Here is an 18,048-nt window from a genome sequence, read left to right as displayed (position 1 = left end):
CCGCAAACTGGCGCAAGTTGACGTGCTGGGAAAGCGAAACCGCGCGTCACTCTTCCAGAATACGGCGCAGACGCTCCTGCTCGTCGGCACTCAGAGCGGCCTCTGTGGCGGGGGTCGCCGCCGCCCGCCCGCGCACAAAACCCCAGCCCATACCCGCCGCCGCCAGCAGCATCAGGGGACCGGCCAGCCACAACAGCCAGTTGGCCCCCGTGGTCGTGGGTTTCAGCAGCACATATTCGCCGTAGCGGTCGACGATATAGGCCACCGCCTGTTCGTCGCTGTCTCCCGCCACCAGCCGTTCGCGCAACAGCAGGCGCAGGTCGCGGGCCAGCTCGGCATTGGATTCGTCGATGCTCTCGTTGCGGCAGACAAGACAGCGCAGCCCCTCGCTCAGGTCCCGCGCGCGGGATTCGAGCACGGGATCATCCAGCACCTCGTCAGGCTGCACCGCCCAGAGCGGCGCCGCGATCAGCGACAGGATCAGGATCAGGCGTTTCATTCCGCAGGCACCCCGCCGGTCGGCGCCTTGCGCGCGCCTGCCGCCACCCGGAAGCGCCGGTCGCTGAGGCTCAGCGCGCCGCCAAGCGCCATCAGGATACAGCCGCCCCAGATCCAGTTGGCAAAGGGCTTGATATAGGTCCGCATGGTCCAGCCGCCGTCATCCTGACGGTCGCCGATCACCACATAGACATCGCGCAGAATGCGATAGTCGATCGCCGCCTCGGTGGTGGGCATGCGGGCGACCGGATAGTCGCGCTTTTCGGGGTGCAGCGTGTCGATGGCGCGGCCCGCCTTTTCCAGCCGGACATTGCCCATGGTCGAGATATAGTTGGGTCCCTGTACCCGCTCGACCCCGTCGAGCGTCAGGGTAAACCCGCCCACCTCGAATGGTTCGCCGATGCGCGCAACGCGGATATCCTCGACCTCCCAGGCCATCAACCCGGCAATGGCGAACATGGTAACACCCAGACCAGAATGGGCCACCGCCTTGCCCCAGTCGGCGCGCGGCAGACGGAACAGCCGCGCCACGCTGCCGCCGCGCCCGGTGCGGCTCCACAGATCGACGATGGCGCCGAAGGTGATCCACGCCCCCAGGAACAGGCCCACCGGTCCCAGCGCGCTGCGCCCGGTCTGCATCACCCAGACCAGGATCGCCAGCGCCAGCGCCAGCACAAAGGCATAGCGCAGGCTATGCGCCACCCGGCCCAGCTTGCCGCGTTTCCAGGGCAGCATCGCACCCAGCGGCAAAACCACACCCAGTGCCACCATGAACGGGGTGAAGGCCGCGTTGAAGAACGGCGCCCCGACCGAGAGTTTGCGGTCAAAGAACATCTCGGCCAGGATCGGCCAGAGCGTGCCAAAGAACACCACAAAGGCAGACACCGCCAGCAGGATATTGTTGAGCACCAGCGCGCTTTCGCGACTGACCATGGAAAAGACGCCCTTGGCCTCCATCGCCTGCGCGCGCGCGGCGAACAGTGTCAGCGCGCCGCCGGTAAAGAGGCCCAGAATGATCAGGATGAACACGCCGCGCTCGGGGTCGTTGGCAAAGGCATGGACGCTGGTCAGCAAGCCCGAACGCACGATGAAGGTGCCGATCAGCGAAAAGCCGAAGGCAAGGATCGCCAGCAGGATGGTCCAGCTTTTCAGCGCCTCGCGCTTTTCCACCACGATGGCCGAATGCAGCAAAGCGGCGGCCAGCAGCCAGGGCATGAAGCTGGCGTTTTCAACCGGGTCCCAGAACCAGAAGCCGCCCCAGCCCAGCTCGTAATAGGCCCACCACGATCCCAGCGCGATCCCGATGGTCAGGAAAATCCACGCCGCCAGCGTCCAGGGGCGCACCCAGCGGCCCCAGGCGGCATCGACGCGCCCCTCGATCAGGGCGGCAACGGCAAAGGAAAACGCCATGCTTAGGCCGACATAGCCGAGATACAGGAAGGGCGGATGAAAGGCGAGACCCGGATCCTGCAGCAGCGGGTTCAGATCCTGCCCGTCAAAGGGCGGCACCGCAAGGCGCAGAAACGGGTTCGAGGTGAACAGGATGAAGGCAAAGAACGCCACGGCGATCGCCGATTGCACCGCCAGCACGCGGGCCTTGAGCGTCGGCGGCAGCCCGCCGCCAAACCAGGCCGCCATGGCGCCGAACAGGGTGACGATCAGCACCCAGAGCAGCATGGATCCCTCGTGATTGCCCCATGTGCCGCTGATCTTGTACAGCATCGGTTTGGCCGAATGGCTGTTCAGCACCACCAGCCGCAGCGAGAAATCCGAGGTCACAAAGGCCCAGACCAGCGCGGCAAAGGCAAAGGCGGTCAGCAGGAACTGCGCCCCCGCCGCCGGTTCGGCCAGCGCCATCCAGCCGGGCCAGCGTTTATGGGCTCCGATCATGGGCACGACCATCTGCACGATGGCGACCATGAAGGCGAGGATGAGGGCGAAGTGACCGAGTTCCGTAATCATGACCCGAGATATAGACCCCGGCCCCGGCACCGCCAATCCCTTTCGCCGGGATCGGCGGCGCATAGTGTCGCGCCGTCAGGCCCGTTTCAGGCGGCGCCACTCCTCCAGCGCGGGGTTTTCCTCGGGGGTTGCCGCCGCCAGCGCCAGGCGCGTATCAGGCCCGGCATCGGCCGCGCCGGGGCTGTCATGGCGCAGGGCGCGCAGCGCGCGGATGTTCTCGACCGCCTGCGGCACGCGCGCCATGGTGGCGGCCAGATCGCGCTGGAAATCCTGCGTCTTGGCCTGGTGGCGAGCACCGAAATAGAACGACACGATGACGCCCAACAGCCACCACAGCGGTTCGGGCACCAGCGCCAGCCCCTGCATGCGTTCCCCGAACCAGATCGGATCGGCCATCGCCGCAATGAACAGGCCCAGCGTCCCCAGCGCCAGCGCCGGACGCGGCAGCCGGTTCAGCCCGTCCATGAACCGGTCGAACCCGCCGCGCCGGCGCTGCGCGAATTCCGCCGCGAACTGGTCCAGCGCCCCCATCTGTACCTGCGTCGCGCGTGCCGCTCCGGCCTCGGCATTCTCGCGGAACACCTCGACCGTTTCGCGCACCGCGTTGCGGCCGCCACCAAACAGCATCCCCAGCAGATCGCCGATCAGCCCCATGCCGAAACCCTCCGCTGAAACTCCGCCTCGCTCAGATGGTATTCGGGCGCCATGAATTCCTCGGCCCGCTTGATCCAGCCGCCCTTGCCGCCGGCGCGGGTGCGGGCGTATTTGCGGCTGGCCGGGCGCTGGTCGGCCAGGCGGAAATAATAGTTCCGCCGCGCCACCCCATAGGCATCGCGCAGCGCCTCGGGGCGCGGCACCGCCGCATCCTGCGCCGCGCGCAGGGTTTGCGGCCCGATCGCGCCATCCACCGACACCTCATAGCCCATGTCGCGCAGCAGCTGTTGCAGGATTTTCACCGCGTTGCCGCCCGCGTTGACATACATGTCAAAGAGCGAGGCCTGTACCGCCTCGGGCATCTCGCCGATCCGCGGGCGGGCAAAATAATGGGTCAGGAATATCTCGACCGCCTGCTCCCGGCTCAGCGCCCGCACATCGGCCACATCCACGGCGCCATCGCCGGTCACATCCAGCCCCAGCCGCCGCATCGTGTGGATCGTCACCCCGAAATTGGTCGCCCCGCCCGGATCGTCGGGATCGTTCACGAACCCGCCCTCTCGGGCCACGATCTCCAGGGCGATCTGTCGTACCGTCTGCATTGGTCTCGACCTCCATCAGAACCGCCCTGATGAGGCCGAAAAAGAGTTAAACCCCGGTAAGTGCAAAGGGCGCCGCTTGCGCAACGCCCCTATCTTCAGTCCGCTTCAAATACTCCCGCCCAAGGCGCCTTTTCAGTTTTTGGTGTCAGCTCTCGGGCGCCTGATAGACGCCCTGCTCCTTGAGCGCGTCCATGACCTCTTTCGGCATATAGGTCTCGTCATGTTTGGCAAGGATTTCAGAAGCTTCAAAGACGCCATTCACGTAACGCCCGGTTCCGATCATGCCCTGGTTCTCGGCAAAGAGATCAGGCAGCACGCCGGTAAACACAACCGGCACGCTGGCGCCGCCATCTGTCACTGAAAAGCGCACGGTCTCGCCCTGACCCCGCACGAGGGTGCCATCCTCGACCAGCCCGCCGATGCGAAAGGTCTCGCTGGGCTGCGGCGGTTCAGCGATGATGTCGCTCGGCGCCCGGAAGAAGTTGATGCCGTCGCGCATGGCATAGCCGATCAGCCCCGTCGCCAGAACCAGAGCGACAGTCGCCAGTATGATCACCTGGATACGTCGTTGTTTCTTCAGCGATTTCATCTCGTCCTCACGGGAATAGTGGGGCCATGGTCAGCCCGGTGGTCTCTGTTTCACCTAACATCAGGTTTGCGTTCTGCAAGGCCTGGCCACTGCTACCTTTTGTCAGGTTATCCAGCGCCGCGATCACGATGGCTCGGCCCGCGATACGGTCGCCCGTCACCCCGATATGGCAATGGTTCGAGCCGCGCACATGATGGGTCGAGGGTGTCTCGCCAAAGGGCAGCACATGCAGGAACGGTTCGTCCGCATAGGCCGCGGCCAGCGTCTCAAACACGGTTTGTGCATCGCCGCGCACATAGGCGGTGGCCAGGATGCCCCGGTTGGCGGGGATCAGATGCGGGGTGAACTGCACCTGCACCGGACGCCCGGCCAGCGCCGAGAATTCCTGATCGAACTCACCCAGATGCCGGTGGGTGCCGCCCACCGCATAGGCGTTATAGCCTTCGCTCAGCTCGGCATGCAGCAGGTTTTCCTTCAGGCTGCGCCCGGCGCCGGACACCGCGCATTTCAGGTCGAGGATGATCTCGTCCAGGTCGATGACACCGGCGGCGATCAGCGGCCGCAGCACATATTGCCCGGTGGCCGCGTTGCAGCCGGTTCCGGCCACCAGCCGCGCGGTGCGAATCTGGTCGCGGTAGAACTCGGTCAGGCCGTAAACCGCCTCGGCCTGCTGCTCCAGCGCCACATGTTCATTGCCATACCATTTGCGATAGGCCTCGGGATCGCGCAGCCGGAAATCGGCGCTCAGATCGACGATCCTGAGCGTTGAAGGCAGGGCGCGGATCACCTCCTGGCTGGTCTTGTGCGGCAAGGCACAAAAGCACAGGTCGACCCCGGCAAAGTCGATCTCGTCGATCTTGCACAGCACCGGCAGGTCCAGATGGCGCAGATGCGGGAACACCTCGGCCATGCTCTGCCCGGCCTTGCGCTCGCCCGACAGGGCGACGATTTCCATGTTCGGGTGTTCGGCGATCAGCCGGATCAGTTCGGCCCCGGTGTAACCGCTGGCACCCAGAATTGCGATCTTGTGGGTCATGTCAGACCTCTTCTCAACTGTGGTTTCGTCGCATCGCGACCGCCCCGCATGGGGCATAGGATGGTGAGGCAGCGCGTGCCTTGACCTAAGTCAGGCGGCGGCAAAGGTGATCTGTCGTCGCAGGAACTGGGTCGCGCGATTGCTGACGGTAGCGGGCTTGCCGGTGGTGAGATACCCCGCCGCGCCGCTGCCGCGCATGTTCGGGTGACGCTCCAGGTAATCGGCCAGGCTCTCGGCCACCAGATTGCCCTGGCTGAACACCCGCACATCGGGGCCCAGCGCGTCCTGAAAGATCGGCTCCATCAGCGGATAATGGGTACAGCCCAGAATGGCCGCCTGCGGATAGGGCATCTTGCGTTTCAGCGCGTCCACATGGCTGCGCACCAATGCCTCGGCCAGGATCAGGTCGCCCTCTTCGATGGCATCGACCACCCCGCCGCAAGCCTGCGCCTCGACATCCACACCGATGGCGCGAAAGGCCAGTTCGCGCTGGAACGCACGGCTGGCCACGGTGGCGGGCGTGGCGAACAGGGCGACGTTCTTGACCTCGACCTCGCGCGGGGGGCTGTTGTCGCCCCATTGCCGCTCGGTCAGCGCCTCGATCAACGGCACAAAGACGCCAAGTACCCGTTTGCCCGGCGGCACGCCCTCTTCCTGCATCCGGCGCAGCGCGGCGGCGCTGGCGGTGTTGCAGGCCAGGATCACCAGGTCACAGCCCCGGTTCCACAGATCATGCACCGCCGCGCGCGTCAGCTGAAAGATATCCTCGGGCGTGCGCACCCCATAAGGCGCATGGGCGCTGTCGGCATAGTAGAGGAACTCTACCTCCGGCAACCGTTTCTGCGCGGCTTCCAGTACGGTCAGGCCACCCAGGCCCGAATCGAATATCCCTACTGCCATCTTTCCCTTCAGGCGCGATGCCGTTCCTCGAATTCATAGCCGTAGTCATAGGACTTGAGCGGCGTCGGAGACAGCTCATACGTCGCCTTGCGCAGAAAATCCATCATCTTGCGCGTGTCCCGGGCAAGAGGGTCCAGAATGTCGCGCCCGATGGGCTGGCCCACCACCACCCGCACGGGCGTATCCACCCGTTTGCGGAATTCCTTGATCAACAGACCCATGCGCAGGGTCGAATGCAGGTGGCTGGCGATCTGGAACAACCGGCTGGTATGGCCGTCAAAGAACACCGGTACCACCACCGCATTGGATTTCGCCACCATTCGCGCGGTAAAACCGCGCCAGCCCGGATCCATCGGATGCGAGAACGGATGCAGCCCGGTCGAGACGGTGCCGCCGGGAAAGATGCCGATCGCGCCACCCTGCCCCAGATAGTTCAACGCCTGTCGGCGGGTGTCGATGTTCAGCTGCATGGCCTCACGGGTGTCGTCGAACGAGATCGGCAGGATGATCCGGTTGATATCCTCGGCCTTGCGGAACACGCGGTTTGCAATGATGCGGAAATCTCCCCGTGTGTGAGACAGGATATGCCCCATCATCAGCCCGTCGAGGATGCCGTAGGGGTGATTGGCGATCAGGATCAGCGGGCCGTCCTGTGGAATATTCGCCAATTCTCCGCCCACCACATCCAGTGTCAGGCCATATCGCTCGGCCATCACCGCCCAGAAATCGCGGCCCCGCGCCACTTCGCGTTCGTATCCCTGCGCCCGGCGGATCAGGCCCAGACGACCGGTGGTGTTCTCCATCAGGCGGATCACCACTCGCCCCCCTTTGGTGGCGGCGGAATGGGCATAGCTGATATCGCGGGCGATATGGCGCTGTGCGGTCATGAATAGCTCCGAAAAAAACTGCCCCTGAAATAGGGGCAGTCCTGGATTTTGCATAGAGCCTGTAACAGTCAAATGACGCGTTATTCCGCCGCTTTTGCCAGTTCCGGCCCGCCATGACGGATCACCGACAGCAACTCCTCGCGCCGCTTGGCGGCCTTGGCCTCGTTTGCCATCTTCACCGGGCCAAAGCCGCGGATGTCCAGCGGCAGCCGTGCCAGCGCCACGATGGCATCGCGGGTGCGGCTGTCGAGTTTCGGCAACACCTCGCGCAGGTCCTTCTCATATTGCCGGATCAGCGCCCGCTCCATCTTGCGCTCGGCGGTATAGCCGAACAGGTCCAGCGGCGTACCGCGCAGCCCCTTCATCCGCGCGAGCAGCTTGAAGAGCCCCAGCCAGCGCTCGGAAAACTCGCGCTTTTTCGGGCGACCATCGGCATCCTTGCCGCCCAGGATCGGTGGTGCCAGATGCAGAGTCAGCTTCAGGTCGCCATCAAACTCGGCGGCGGCCTTGTCGCGGCTGTCGAGCAGCAGGCGCGCCACCTCGTATTCATCCTTGTAGGACAACAGCTTGTGATAGCCCTCGGCCACCGCGGCGCGCAGATCGCCGTCCTCGATCGCGTCGACCAGCTTGCGATAGCGCTTGGCCAGGCGCGCGCCCTGATAGGCGGTCAGATGTTCGGCGCGATAGGCGATCTTGTCCTCGGGCGATTTCGGCAGTTCGACCACGCCGGGCCGGATCAGGCGCGCGGCCTCGTCCGGGTGCAGAACCGCCCAGCGGCCGATGTCAAAGGCGCGCTTGTTGCGTTCGACCGCGGCGCCGTTCAGCTCGATCGCCTGCATGATGGCCTCGTGGCTAACCGGCAGCAGCCCGCGCTGCCAGGCGGCGCCGAACACCATCATGTTGGAATAGATCGAATCGCCCATCACCGCGCGCGCCAGTTCGGACGCATCGAACAGGTCCAGCCGCTCTTTCAACCGCGCCTCAAGCGCCAGGCTCAGCCGATCGGCGGGGATGGTGAAATCGGTGTTGCGGGTGAAATCGCCGGTGATGATCTCGTGGCTGTTGACCACAGCGCCGGTGGTGCCGGTGCGGGTCAGGCCCAGCGTCTTGGCCCCGGCGCTGACCACAAGGTCGCCGCCGATCAGCGCATGCGCCTCGCCGGTGGCGACGCGGATGGCGCTGATATCCTCGGGCCGGTTGGCGATGCGGCAATGGATATGCACCGCGCCGCCCTTTTGCGCCAACCCCGCCATCTCCATCATGCCCGCGCCCTTGCCGTCGATCTGGGCGGCCTGCGCCAGTACCGCGCCGATGGTCACCACGCCGGTACCGCCGACACCGGTGATCACCACGTTATGGGTGCCGGAGATGGCGGGCAGGTTCGGCATCGGCAGATGCGGCAGGTCGATCTCGGCTGTGGCCTCCTTGCGGATCTTGGCGCCCTGCACCGTCACGAAGGACGGGCAAAACCCCTTGACGCAAGAGAAATCCTTGTTGCACGAGGATTGGTCGATCGCCCGCTTGCGGCCCAGTTCGGTTTCCTTGGGCACGATCGAGACACAGTTCGACTGCACCCCGCAATCGCCGCAGCCCTCGCAGATATCGGTGTTGATGAACACCCGCTTGTCCGGGTCGGGGAAGGTGCCGCGCTTGCGGCGACGGCGTTTCTCGGCGGCGCAGGTCTGGATATAGACGATGGCGCTGACGCCCTCGATCTCGCGGAAGCGCTTTTGCACCTGCATCAGTTCGGCGCGCTCGTGGAACGGCACGCCCGAGGGGAATTGCGAGCGGTCCACATCCTCCTTGTCGTCATAGACAACAGCCAGCTCCTTGACGCCCATCGCCTTCAACTCGGCCACGATGCGCGGCGCGGTCAGATCGCCTTCGTTCTCCTGTCCGCCTGTCATCGCGACCGCGTCGTTGAACAGGATCTTGTAGGTGATGTTGGTGCCAGCCGCCAAGGCGGCGCGGATCGCCTGCACGCCCGAATGGTTATAGGTACCATCGCCCAGGTTCTGGAACACGTGCTTGGTCTTGGAAAACGGCGCCTCGCCGATCCAGTTCGCCCCTTCGCCGCCCATATGGGTGAACCCTTGGGTGTTCCTGTCCATCCACTGCACCATGTAGTGACAGCCGATCCCGGCATAGGCGCGGCTGCCATCGGGCACCTTGGTCGAGCTGTTATGCGGGCAGCCCGAGCAGAAATACGGCAGGCGCGAGGCGATCTCCTGCGCGTTGTCATTGCGCCGCGCATCGGCCAGCGCATTCAGGCCCGCGCGGATCCCATCGGTCTCGCGCCCCTCTTCGATCAGGATGCCGCCCAGTTTCTCGGCGATCAGGATCGGCTCCAGCGCACCACGGGTCGGGAACAGTTCCTCGCGGTGCATCGCCCCGGCACCGCCCTTGTACCAGCCATAGACGCGGCGGCCCTGGCGGTCGTCAAAGATGGCTTCCTTGACCTGCACCTCGATCAGCTTGCGCTTTTCCTCGACGATCACCACCAGGTCGAGATCTTCGGCCCAGTCATGAAAGCTCTGCATGTCCAGCGGAAAGGTCTGGCCGATCTTGTAGGTGGTGATGCCCAGACGTTCGGCCTCGGTCTCGTCGATGTTCAAGAGCGACATCGCATGCACAAGGTCGAGCCAGTTCTTGCCCGCTGCGGCGATGCCGATCTTGGCGCCCGGCTTGCCCCAGACCCGTCTGTCCATCCGGTTGGCGCGGCTGAACGCCTCGGCGGCAAAGCGTTTGTAGTCGATGATCCGCCCCTCTTGCAGGTGCGGCGTGTCACCCAGTCGGATGTTCAACCCGCCCTCGGGCATGTCGAATTCCGGGGTCACCAGTTGCATCCGGTCGGGACGGCCATCCACGACCGAGGTCACCTCGATCGTGTCCTTCATGGTCTTGAGACCCACCCACAGGCCCGAGAACCGGCTGAGCGCATAGCCGTAGATACCGTAATCAAGGATTTCCTGCACACCTGCGGGGCTGACCACCGGCATATAGGCATCGACCAGCGCCCATTCCGACTGGTGCAGCACGGTCGAGCTTTCGCCGGTGTGGTCGTCGCCCATCGCCATCAGAACGCCGCCATGTTTGGCGGTGCCGGCCATGTTGGCGTGGCGCATCACGTCGCCCGAACGGTCCACCCCCGGCCCCTTGCCGTACCACAGGCCAAATACGCCGTCATATTTGCCGTCACCGCGCAGCCCCGCCTGTTGACTGCCCCACAGCGCGGTGGCCGCCAGATCCTCGTTCAGCCCGAACTGAAAGGTGACATCGGCCGCGTTCAGCTGCTTCTGCGCCCGGCTCATCTGCAAATCGACCGCGCCCAGCGGCGAACCACGATAGCCGGTGACCAGACCGGCGGTGTTCAAACCGGCGGCAGTATCGCGCGCCTTCTGCATCAACATCAGGCGAACCAGGGCCTGGGTGCCGTTCAGCAGCACCGGGCTCTTCTCCAGATCGAACTTGTCGTTTAGCGTGAGTTTGGGTTGGCTCATCAGACGTCTCCCCTGCGCCGGATCGGCTTGTCAGTGATGCCCGAATATAGGTCACAATTGCTGACCTGCATAGGTGGTTTTTTCGCCTTCACGCGCAGTTATACATCGTTCCTTGTGGAATTTGTCATGTGTTTCATATAGGTCGTCGGGCGCATAAAGAAAGTTGCGGATATGGACTGGGACAAGCTTCGGATATTTCACGCGGTTGCCGATGCGGGCAGCCTGACCCACGCGGGCGACCGTCTGAACCTGTCGCAATCGGCGGTCAGCCGTCAGATCCGGGCGCTCGAGGAATCGTTGAACGCGACGCTCTTTCACCGCCATGCGCGCGGCCTGATTCTGACCGAGCAGGGTGAGCTGCTGTTTGACGCCACGAAATCCATGGCCAAGCGTCTGGATGCCGCCGCCGCCCGCATCCGCGACAGCGAGGAAGAGGTGTTCGGCGAATTGCGCGTCACCACCACCTTTGGCTTTGGCACGTTGTGGCTGGCGCCGCGCCTGACCGCGCTCTACCAGAAATATCCCGATCTCAAGGTCGATCTGATGCTCGAGGAACGGGTGCTGGACCTGCCCATGCGCGAGGCCGACGTGGCCATCCGCATGAAAGAGCCCAGCCAGGCCGATCTGATCCGCAAACGGCTGATGACCGTCGAGATGAAGCTCTATGCCACCCGCGCCTATCTCGACTCGGCGGGCACGCCGCAGGATATCAGCGACATCAGCGAACACCGGCTGATCTGCCAGAACACCAACGCCGCCCAGGTGGGTGCCAGCGTGGTGCTGGCTCAGCACCTGCTGGCCTATAACCCCTCGTCGCTGCTGACGGTGAACAACTATTTCGGCGTGCTTCAGGGCGTGCTGCACAATCTGGGTATCGGCGTCCTACCCGACTATGTGACACAGGATTTCCCCGACCTCATCCATGTCCTGCCCGATATCAAATCGGCCCAGGTCCCGGTCTATCTGGCCTATCCAGAGGAGCTGCGTCATTCCCAGCGGGTCGCGGCCTTCCGCGACTTCGTGCAGGAAGAGATCATCGCCCATCGCAAACAATTGAAGGAGCTGGGGATTCTCTGATTTTGGCCAGCCATGCAACAATTGCATAGCGGGAATGCTGCACCTGCGACATCAAAGTTCTTGAAGAAACGCCCCATGCCTCCTAAATCAGCACTCGAAGGCGATGATGCTTAGACGCTCGTCACCTTCATACCTCCCTGTTGGACTATGGCCGAGCTTAGTGCTCGGCCTTTTTTTTCGTCTTTCGTCCGGAACCGCTCTCTTTCCGGTGAAACTGTTTGAGTTCACGCCAACGCGCGGTAGAAACGGAACATATAAAGAATACACGAGGGCAATTCATGAAACCGCTATTCAAGGTGCTGGCCCTGCTGGCCGCCCTGTTCTGTATATCCGTCCCATTGGCGGCCCAGGTTCCGTTGCCCTCGGGCAGCTCGGCGGCAACCACGCCCACAGTTCCCGACGACCTGACCCCCGACCAGGTCGACGATCTGGTCGCGCGCCTGTCCGACGATCAGGTCCGCGCCCTGCTCCTGGAGCGGCTGGATGCCGTAGCGCAGGCCAGCCAGGAACAACCCGAACCGCGCAAGGGGCCCATCGCCCGGGTCGGTGACGCCGCCAAGGCGCTGGTCGCCTCGTGGCTGGATGCCCTGCGCAAGGTGCCGCTGCTGGTGACGAAACAGGGCGAGGCGCTGTCGAATTTCGCAAACTCGCTGGGCAGCGCGGGCATGGCCACCCTGTTCGGCTACACCTTGTTGGCCCTTGCAATCGGCTTCGCCGCCGAAAAGCTGGCGGTCTATGTGACCCGCTCGTGGATCAAGGCTGATCCCGCTGCTGCTTCGGACGACTTGCGCGGCGCGGTCAGTTATCTGTTCCGGCGGTTCTGCCGCGAGGTTCTGGGGCTGGTCGTGTTCTACTATACCCTGGTCTTTGTCGGACGCCGCCTGCTGGAGCCCGAACAGATCGCCTATGCGGCGCCCTTCGTGCTCTACCTGATCTGGTTGCCGCGTCTGGGGGCGGCGATCTCGCGCTTTATCCTGGCGCCGAACCGGCCCGATCTGCGGCTGGTCAATGCCGACGACCGCTGGGCGCAGTATCTGCACCGCAACCAGATCGGCCTGTTCCTGCTGATCGGCTTTACCCTGTTCATCGTCACCTTCAATAATTTGAACGGCGTGGCGATGGGGGATATGCGGCTGGGATTCTGGCTGAACACCTCGATCCATATCTATATCGCGCTGATCGCCTGGACCGCGCGCAGTGGCCTGACCGAGATGATGCGTGGCGATGATCCCGACCGTACCGCATTCGACGAGAAGGTCGCCAGCTACTACCCCTATTTCGCCATCGCGGTCTCGGCCGTTGTCTGGCTGATCGTCGAATATTTCGTGGCGATCCGCGACATGGCGGTTCTGGCCAATGTCGGCGCGGGCGCCCATTACATCACCATGTTCTGGCTGCTGATGGCCCCGGCCATCGACACCCTGATCCGGGGGCTGGTGCGGCACCTGCAACCGCCGATCATCGGCACCGGCGCCATTGCCGAACAGGCCTATCGCGCCACCAAGCGCAGCTATATCCGCATCGGCCGGGTTCTGGCCGGGGTCTTTGTCGTTCTGATGATCGCCAATGCCTGGCAGATCGACCTGCGCAACGTGGCGGGTGCCGGGTCCGATGTTGGCGGGGCGGTCATCCAGTTCCTGATCATCATCGCCGTGGGTTACATTCTGGACGAGGTCATTTCGCTCTGGATCAACCGTCGCCTGGCAAAGGAGCAGACGGCGGTCGATCAAAGCCCGGACGAGGAAGCGGGCGAAGGCGGTGGCGCCGGAGGCTCGCGCCTGGTGACAGTTCTGCCCCTGATGCGCGTCACGGCGCAGGTTGCCATCGCGGTGATCTTCGGCCTCTTGGCCCTGGGGGCGCTGGGGCTGGACATCACGCCGCTGCTGGCCGGTGCCGGGATCCTCGGCCTGGCCATCGGTTTCGGTGCCCAGAAACTGGTCGCCGACATCGTGGGCGGGGTGTTCTTCCTGATCGACGACGCATTCCGCGTGGGTGAATATGTCGATGTGGGCGGCACCACCGGCACGGTCGAAAAGATCTCGATCCGCTCGATGCAGTTGCGCCACCATCGCGGCCCGGTGCACACGATCCCCTATGGCGAGATCGCCAAGCTGACCAATTTCAGCCGCGACTGGGTGATCATGAAGCTGAAGTTCACCGTGCCTTTCGACACCGATCCCAACAAGGTCAAGAAGATCTTCAAGAAGATCGGCGCCGAGATGATGGCCGACCCGACCCATGCCGAAGGCTTCCTGCAACCCTTCAAATCGCAGGGCGTGTTCGATTTCGACGATGTCGGCATGATCATCCGGGGCAAGTTCATGGCCAAACCCGGCAAGCAGTTCACCCTGCGCAAGGAGATCTTCAACAAAGTCAAGGCCGAGTTCAAGGCCAACGGCATCGACTTTGCCCGCCGCGAGGTGCGCGTGGCCATCCCCGGCCTGGACGACGCCGAACATATGACGCCCGAGCAGAAATCGGCGGTTGCCGCCGCTGCCAGCCAGGCCGTCAACGAACAGACCCAGGGCGAATAGGCCCATGAAACGGCCCGACGACAGGCGCGGCAAAGTGGGGCTTTGGCACCCGCTTTGCGCGCTTGTCGCCGGGCTTATGCTGTGTCTCTGGTCGGCACCGCAAGCGGCCGCCCAGGCGGGCAAGTCCACGCTGGAAACCGAAGTCGGCCGCTTCACCTCGGTCGAGAAGGAAGAGCTGCCCGGATTCCGTCGGGGCTCGTTTGTGGTGGCGCCGATCCCTTTTTCCAACCCGACCATCGGATCGGGGCTGGTGCTGGGGGCGGGATATCTCTTTACGCTGGACCCGGCCTCCAAACCCTCGATGATCGGCATCGGGGCACTGAGATCGGACAATGGCAGCGAGGGCGTGGGGCTTGCGGGCAATTTCGCCTTTGACAACAATCGCTGGCAGATCGAAAGCCTCTATGCCCGTGCCAACCTGAACTATGATCTGCATACAGGGATCGGCCTGCTTCCGATCCACCAGAAAGGGGAACTGGCCCGGGTGAGCCTGTCCTACGGGTTCACTCCACAGCTTTCGGCGGGCCTGTCGCTGCGCTATCTCGACACCAAGATCGACCTTGCCCGCACCGGCATTCCCCCGCTGCCGCCGCCGTTCAACCGGTTCACCTCGATGCGCATCGTCAGTCCCGGCCTCGTCGCCAGCCTCGATACGCGCGACGACACCATCTATCCGACCCAGGGCGCGCTGATCGATTTCGAAGCCACGCGCGGTCTCACGCTCGAAGGGGTGACGGGCGACTATTCCCGCGCCTATCTGAACCTTGCGGTTTATCACAAGCCCTGGAAAGGGGCGGTGCTTGCCGCCGCCGCCTCGGTCTGCGGGGCCAGTTCCGACACGCCTTTCTTCGATCTCTGCTCGCTGGGTGGCACGGACGGGTTCCGGGGCTATTCGGTCACCGAGTTTCTCGACCAGCGCTCGGCCTCGCTTCAGGTAGAGTTGCGACAGCGGCTGGGCACTCGTCTCGGCGTCGTGGCCTTTGGCGGGGTCGGCACCACCGGGCGCCGGTTTTCGGATTTTTCCCTCGGCACCGTGCGCTCGGCCTGGGGGATCGGGGCGCGCTATCGCCTGTCGCGGAAATTCCCGCTGGATTTCTCGGTCGATCTCAGCCGCAACCGCGCGGGCGAGGATCTGCTTTATATCTATGTCGGTCAAAGGTTCTGAACGCTGCGCCCTCTTGCCCCTTTCCCCCGCCGCGACCTTGCCCTAAAAGGCGCGCAACATCGGCCAGCTTGGGGACACCACAGATGCAAGAGCCCGCAATCACTCCGGACCTGATCGCCGCGCACGGGCTGAAGCCCGAGGAATACGACATGATCCTCGAGATCATCGGGCGCGAACCGACCTTTACCGAGTTGGGCATCTTCTCGGCCATGTGGAACGAGCATTGTTCCTACAAATCCTCCAAGAAATGGCTCCGCACCCTGCCCACCAGCGGTCCGCAGGTGATCTGCGGTCCGGGCGAGAACGCGGGCGTGGTCGATATCGGCGACGGTCAGGCGGTGGTCTTCAAGATGGAGAGCCACAACCACCCCTCCTATATCGAGCCCTACCAGGGCGCGGCCACCGGCGTTGGCGGCATCCTGCGTGACGTGTTTACCATGGGTGCACGCCCCATCGCCTCGATGAACGCGCTGTCCTTTGGCGAGCCTTCCCACCCCAAGACCCGGCAGCTGGTCAATGGCGTGGTCGAGGGCATCGGCGGCTATGGCAACTGTTTCGGGGTTCCTTGTGTGGGCGGCGAGGTGCGTTTCCACCCCGCCTATAACGGCAACTGCCTTGTGAACGCCTTTGCCGCCGGTCTGGCCGACAGCGACAAGATCTTCTACTCCGCCGCCTCGGGCGTCGGCATGCCGGTGGTCTATCTCGGCGCCAAGACCGGCCGCGACGGCGTCGGCGGCGCCACCATGGCCAGCGCCGAGTTCGACGACACGATCGAGGAAAAGCGCCCCACCGTGCAGGTGGGCGACCCGTTCACCGAAAAGCGCCTGATGGAGGCGACGCTGGAGCTGATGCAGACCGGCGCCGTGATCTCGATCCAGGACATGGGCGCCGCGGGCCTGACCTGCTCGGCCGTGGAAATGGGCGACAAGGGCGGTCTGGGTGTGCGCCTGGACCTGGAAAACGTGCCCCAGCGCGAAGAGAACATGACCGCCTACGAGATGATGCTGTCGGAATCCCAGGAACGGATGCTGATGGTATTGAAGCCCGAGCTTGAGGCCGAGGCCCGCGCCGTATTCGAAAAATGGGATCTGGATTTCGCCATCGTGGGTGAAACCATCGCCGAAGACCGCTTCCTCATCATGCATCATGGCGAGGTGAAGGCTGATCTGGTGCTGTCGAAACTCTCGTCAACCGCCCCCGAATACGACCGTCCCTGGGTGCCGACCCCGGCCGCCGAGCCGCTGGCCGACGTGCCGCAGATCGACCCGGTCGACGGGCTACGCGCGCTGCTGGCCTCGCCCAACTATGGCGGCAAGCAATGGGTCTATGAACAATACGATACCATGGTCATGGCCGACAGCGCCCGCACGCCGGGTCTGGGCGCCGGGATCGTGCGCGTGCACGGCACCGACAAGGCGCTGGCCTTTACCAGCGACGTGACCCCGCGCTATGTGCGCGCCAACCCCGTCGAGGGTGGCAAACAGGCGGTGGCCGAGGCCTATCGCAACCTGACCGCCGTGGGCGCGCTGCCGCTGGCCACCACCGACAACCTGAATTTCGGCAATCCCGAAAAGCCCGAGATCATGGGCCAGTTCGTCGGCGCAATCAAAGGGATCGGCGCCGCCTGTGCCGCGCTCGACATGCCCATCGTGTCCGGCAATGTCTCGCTCTATAACGAGACCGATGGCGCGGCGATCCTGCCCACGCCCACCATTGGCGCCGTGGGCCTCTTGGCCTCGACCGACGAGATCATCGGGAAGGATGTGCGCGAGGGTCATGTGGCGCTGGTCGTGGGCGAGACCGCTGGCCATCTGGGCCAATCGGCGCTGCTGGCCGAGGTGTTCAACCGCGAGGATGGCGACGCGCCCCACGTGGATCTGGAGGCCGAGCGCCGCAACGGAGAGTTCATCCGCGCCAACCGCGCGCTGATCAAGGCCTGCACCGATCTGGGTGATGGCGGACTGGCACTGGCAGCGTTTGAACTTGCCGAGACGGCCGGCGTTGGCGTCCACCTGGACGAGGCCCCGACCGAATTCCTGTTCGGCGAAGATCAGGCCCGCTATCTGGTCGCCTGCAATTTCGATCAGGCCGAGGCGCTGATGTCGGCGGCGGCGCAGGCGGGCGTGACGGTCACTTCGGTCGGCCGCTTCACCGGCGACACCGTGCGCATCGGCGGATCCGAGGCACCGCTGGCGGATTTGGCCGCCACTTTCCGGTCGAGTTTTGCCGCCGCCGTGGCCTGAGCCGGGCGGACAGACCCAAGCGCGCCCAAGGGGGCGCAGTCATCGCAGTGTCTTCGGGGTGACTTGCGCGCCCCGGTCCGGCGCTCTACATCTGGTCCAAGACATCTGGAGTATATCGCATGGCCATGGAAGCCCATGAAATCGAGGCGCTGATCCGCGCCAGTTTTCCCAAGGCAAGGATCACCATCACCGACCTCGCCGGCGACGGCAATCACTGGGCCGCCGAAGTGGTGGACGAAAGCTTTCGCGGCCAGAGCCGGATCCAGCAGCAGCGTGCCGTCAACGCGGCGGTGAAGCCCGAAATCGACAGCGGCAAACTGCACGCGCTGGCCCTGACCACCAAGGCGCCCGAATAGGCGTTGGGCGCCGGAAACAGACAGTTCTGCCACTCCGCGTGGCGC

General features: G+C 64.2%; 14 protein-coding genes. 5 read left to right on the top strand and 9 right to left on the bottom strand.

The annotated features are described in order from the left end of the window. Positions 1-46: 46 nt before the first annotated feature. From AC2FLM_RS21805 to AC2FLM_RS21765, 9 genes are all read right to left on the bottom strand, one after another. The gene (locus tag AC2FLM_RS21805; protein ID WP_234218145.1) at positions 47-499 is read right to left on the bottom strand and encodes a cytochrome c-type biogenesis protein; all 453 of its coding nucleotides are present in this window, start codon (positions 497-499) and stop codon (positions 47-49) included. Then, positions 496-2,460, bottom strand: a complete 1,965-nt coding sequence (locus tag AC2FLM_RS21800; protein ID WP_496859931.1) for a heme lyase CcmF/NrfE family subunit — start codon at positions 2,458-2,460, stop codon at positions 496-498. Before AC2FLM_RS21800 ends, AC2FLM_RS21805 begins: the two co-directional genes overlap by 4 nt. Before the next feature lie 75 nt (positions 2,461-2,535). Continuing rightward, complete coding sequence (locus AC2FLM_RS21795) at positions 2,536-3,114, bottom strand: holin family protein (RefSeq protein WP_496859930.1); 579 nt, start codon at positions 3,112-3,114, stop codon at positions 2,536-2,538. Beyond that, positions 3,105-3,716 (bottom strand): holin-associated N-acetylmuramidase, encoded by a 612-nt coding sequence (locus AC2FLM_RS21790; RefSeq protein ID WP_496859929.1) that lies wholly within the window; start codon positions 3,714-3,716, stop codon positions 3,105-3,107. The genes AC2FLM_RS21795 and AC2FLM_RS21790 overlap by 10 nt, the downstream gene beginning before the upstream one ends. 145 nt (positions 3,717-3,861) lie before the next feature. After that, entirely contained in the window at positions 3,862-4,305 is a 444-nt protein-coding gene (ccmE, locus tag AC2FLM_RS21785; protein ID WP_011047610.1) for a cytochrome c maturation protein CcmE, read from the bottom strand. Between the two features lie 7 nt (positions 4,306-4,312). Continuing rightward, positions 4,313-5,341, bottom strand: coding sequence for an N-acetyl-gamma-glutamyl-phosphate reductase (gene argC, locus AC2FLM_RS21780; RefSeq protein ID WP_496859928.1), 1,029 nt, complete (start codon positions 5,339-5,341; stop codon positions 4,313-4,315). Positions 5,342-5,431: 90 nt separating this feature from the next. Beyond that, the gene (gene murI, locus AC2FLM_RS21775; RefSeq protein WP_234218150.1) at positions 5,432-6,241 is read right to left on the bottom strand and encodes a glutamate racemase; all 810 of its coding nucleotides are present in this window, start codon (positions 6,239-6,241) and stop codon (positions 5,432-5,434) included. Positions 6,242-6,249: 8 nt separating this feature from the next. Further along, positions 6,250-7,128 (bottom strand): lysophospholipid acyltransferase family protein, encoded by an 879-nt coding sequence (locus AC2FLM_RS21770; RefSeq protein ID WP_496859927.1) that lies wholly within the window; start codon positions 7,126-7,128, stop codon positions 6,250-6,252. A gap of 80 nt (positions 7,129-7,208) precedes the next feature. After that, positions 7,209-10,628, bottom strand: a complete 3,420-nt coding sequence (locus AC2FLM_RS21765) for an indolepyruvate ferredoxin oxidoreductase family protein (RefSeq protein ID WP_496859926.1) — start codon at positions 10,626-10,628, stop codon at positions 7,209-7,211. Positions 10,629-10,799: 171 nt separating this feature from the next. Here AC2FLM_RS21765 and AC2FLM_RS21760 point away from each other — a divergent pair, with 171 nt between their 5' ends. The 5 genes from AC2FLM_RS21760 (at position 10,800) to AC2FLM_RS21740 (ending at position 18,003) form a co-directional block, all read left to right on the top strand. Continuing rightward, a complete protein-coding gene (locus AC2FLM_RS21760; protein WP_234136570.1) occupies positions 10,800-11,705 on the top strand; it encodes a LysR family transcriptional regulator in 906 nt (301 codons plus the stop codon). Positions 11,706-11,983: 278 nt separating this feature from the next. Continuing rightward, positions 11,984-14,239, top strand: coding sequence for a mechanosensitive ion channel domain-containing protein (locus AC2FLM_RS21755; RefSeq protein WP_496859925.1), 2,256 nt, complete (start codon positions 11,984-11,986; stop codon positions 14,237-14,239). 4 nt (positions 14,240-14,243) lie between these two features. Next, on the top strand, positions 14,244-15,404 hold the full coding sequence (locus tag AC2FLM_RS21750) for a BamA/TamA family outer membrane protein (protein WP_496859924.1): 1,161 nt from the start codon (positions 14,244-14,246) through the stop codon (positions 15,402-15,404). An 83-nt stretch (positions 15,405-15,487) separates the two neighbouring features. After that, positions 15,488-17,647: a phosphoribosylformylglycinamidine synthase subunit PurL gene (gene purL, locus AC2FLM_RS21745; RefSeq protein WP_496859923.1), complete on the top strand. Its 2,160-nt coding sequence runs from the start codon at positions 15,488-15,490 to the stop codon at positions 17,645-17,647. A 119-nt stretch (positions 17,648-17,766) separates the two neighbouring features. Beyond that, positions 17,767-18,003 carry a BolA/IbaG family iron-sulfur metabolism protein gene (locus AC2FLM_RS21740; RefSeq protein ID WP_234144012.1) on the top strand — a complete coding sequence of 79 codons (237 nt, stop codon included), beginning with the start codon at positions 17,767-17,769 and terminating at the stop codon, positions 18,001-18,003. Positions 18,004-18,048: the final 45 nt, after the last annotated feature.

The sequence above is a fragment of the Ruegeria sp. SAZD011 genome, assembly GCF_059612545.1.
Note: the sequence above shows the minus strand (reverse complement) of the source record. Positions and strands in the feature narration are given on the sequence as shown.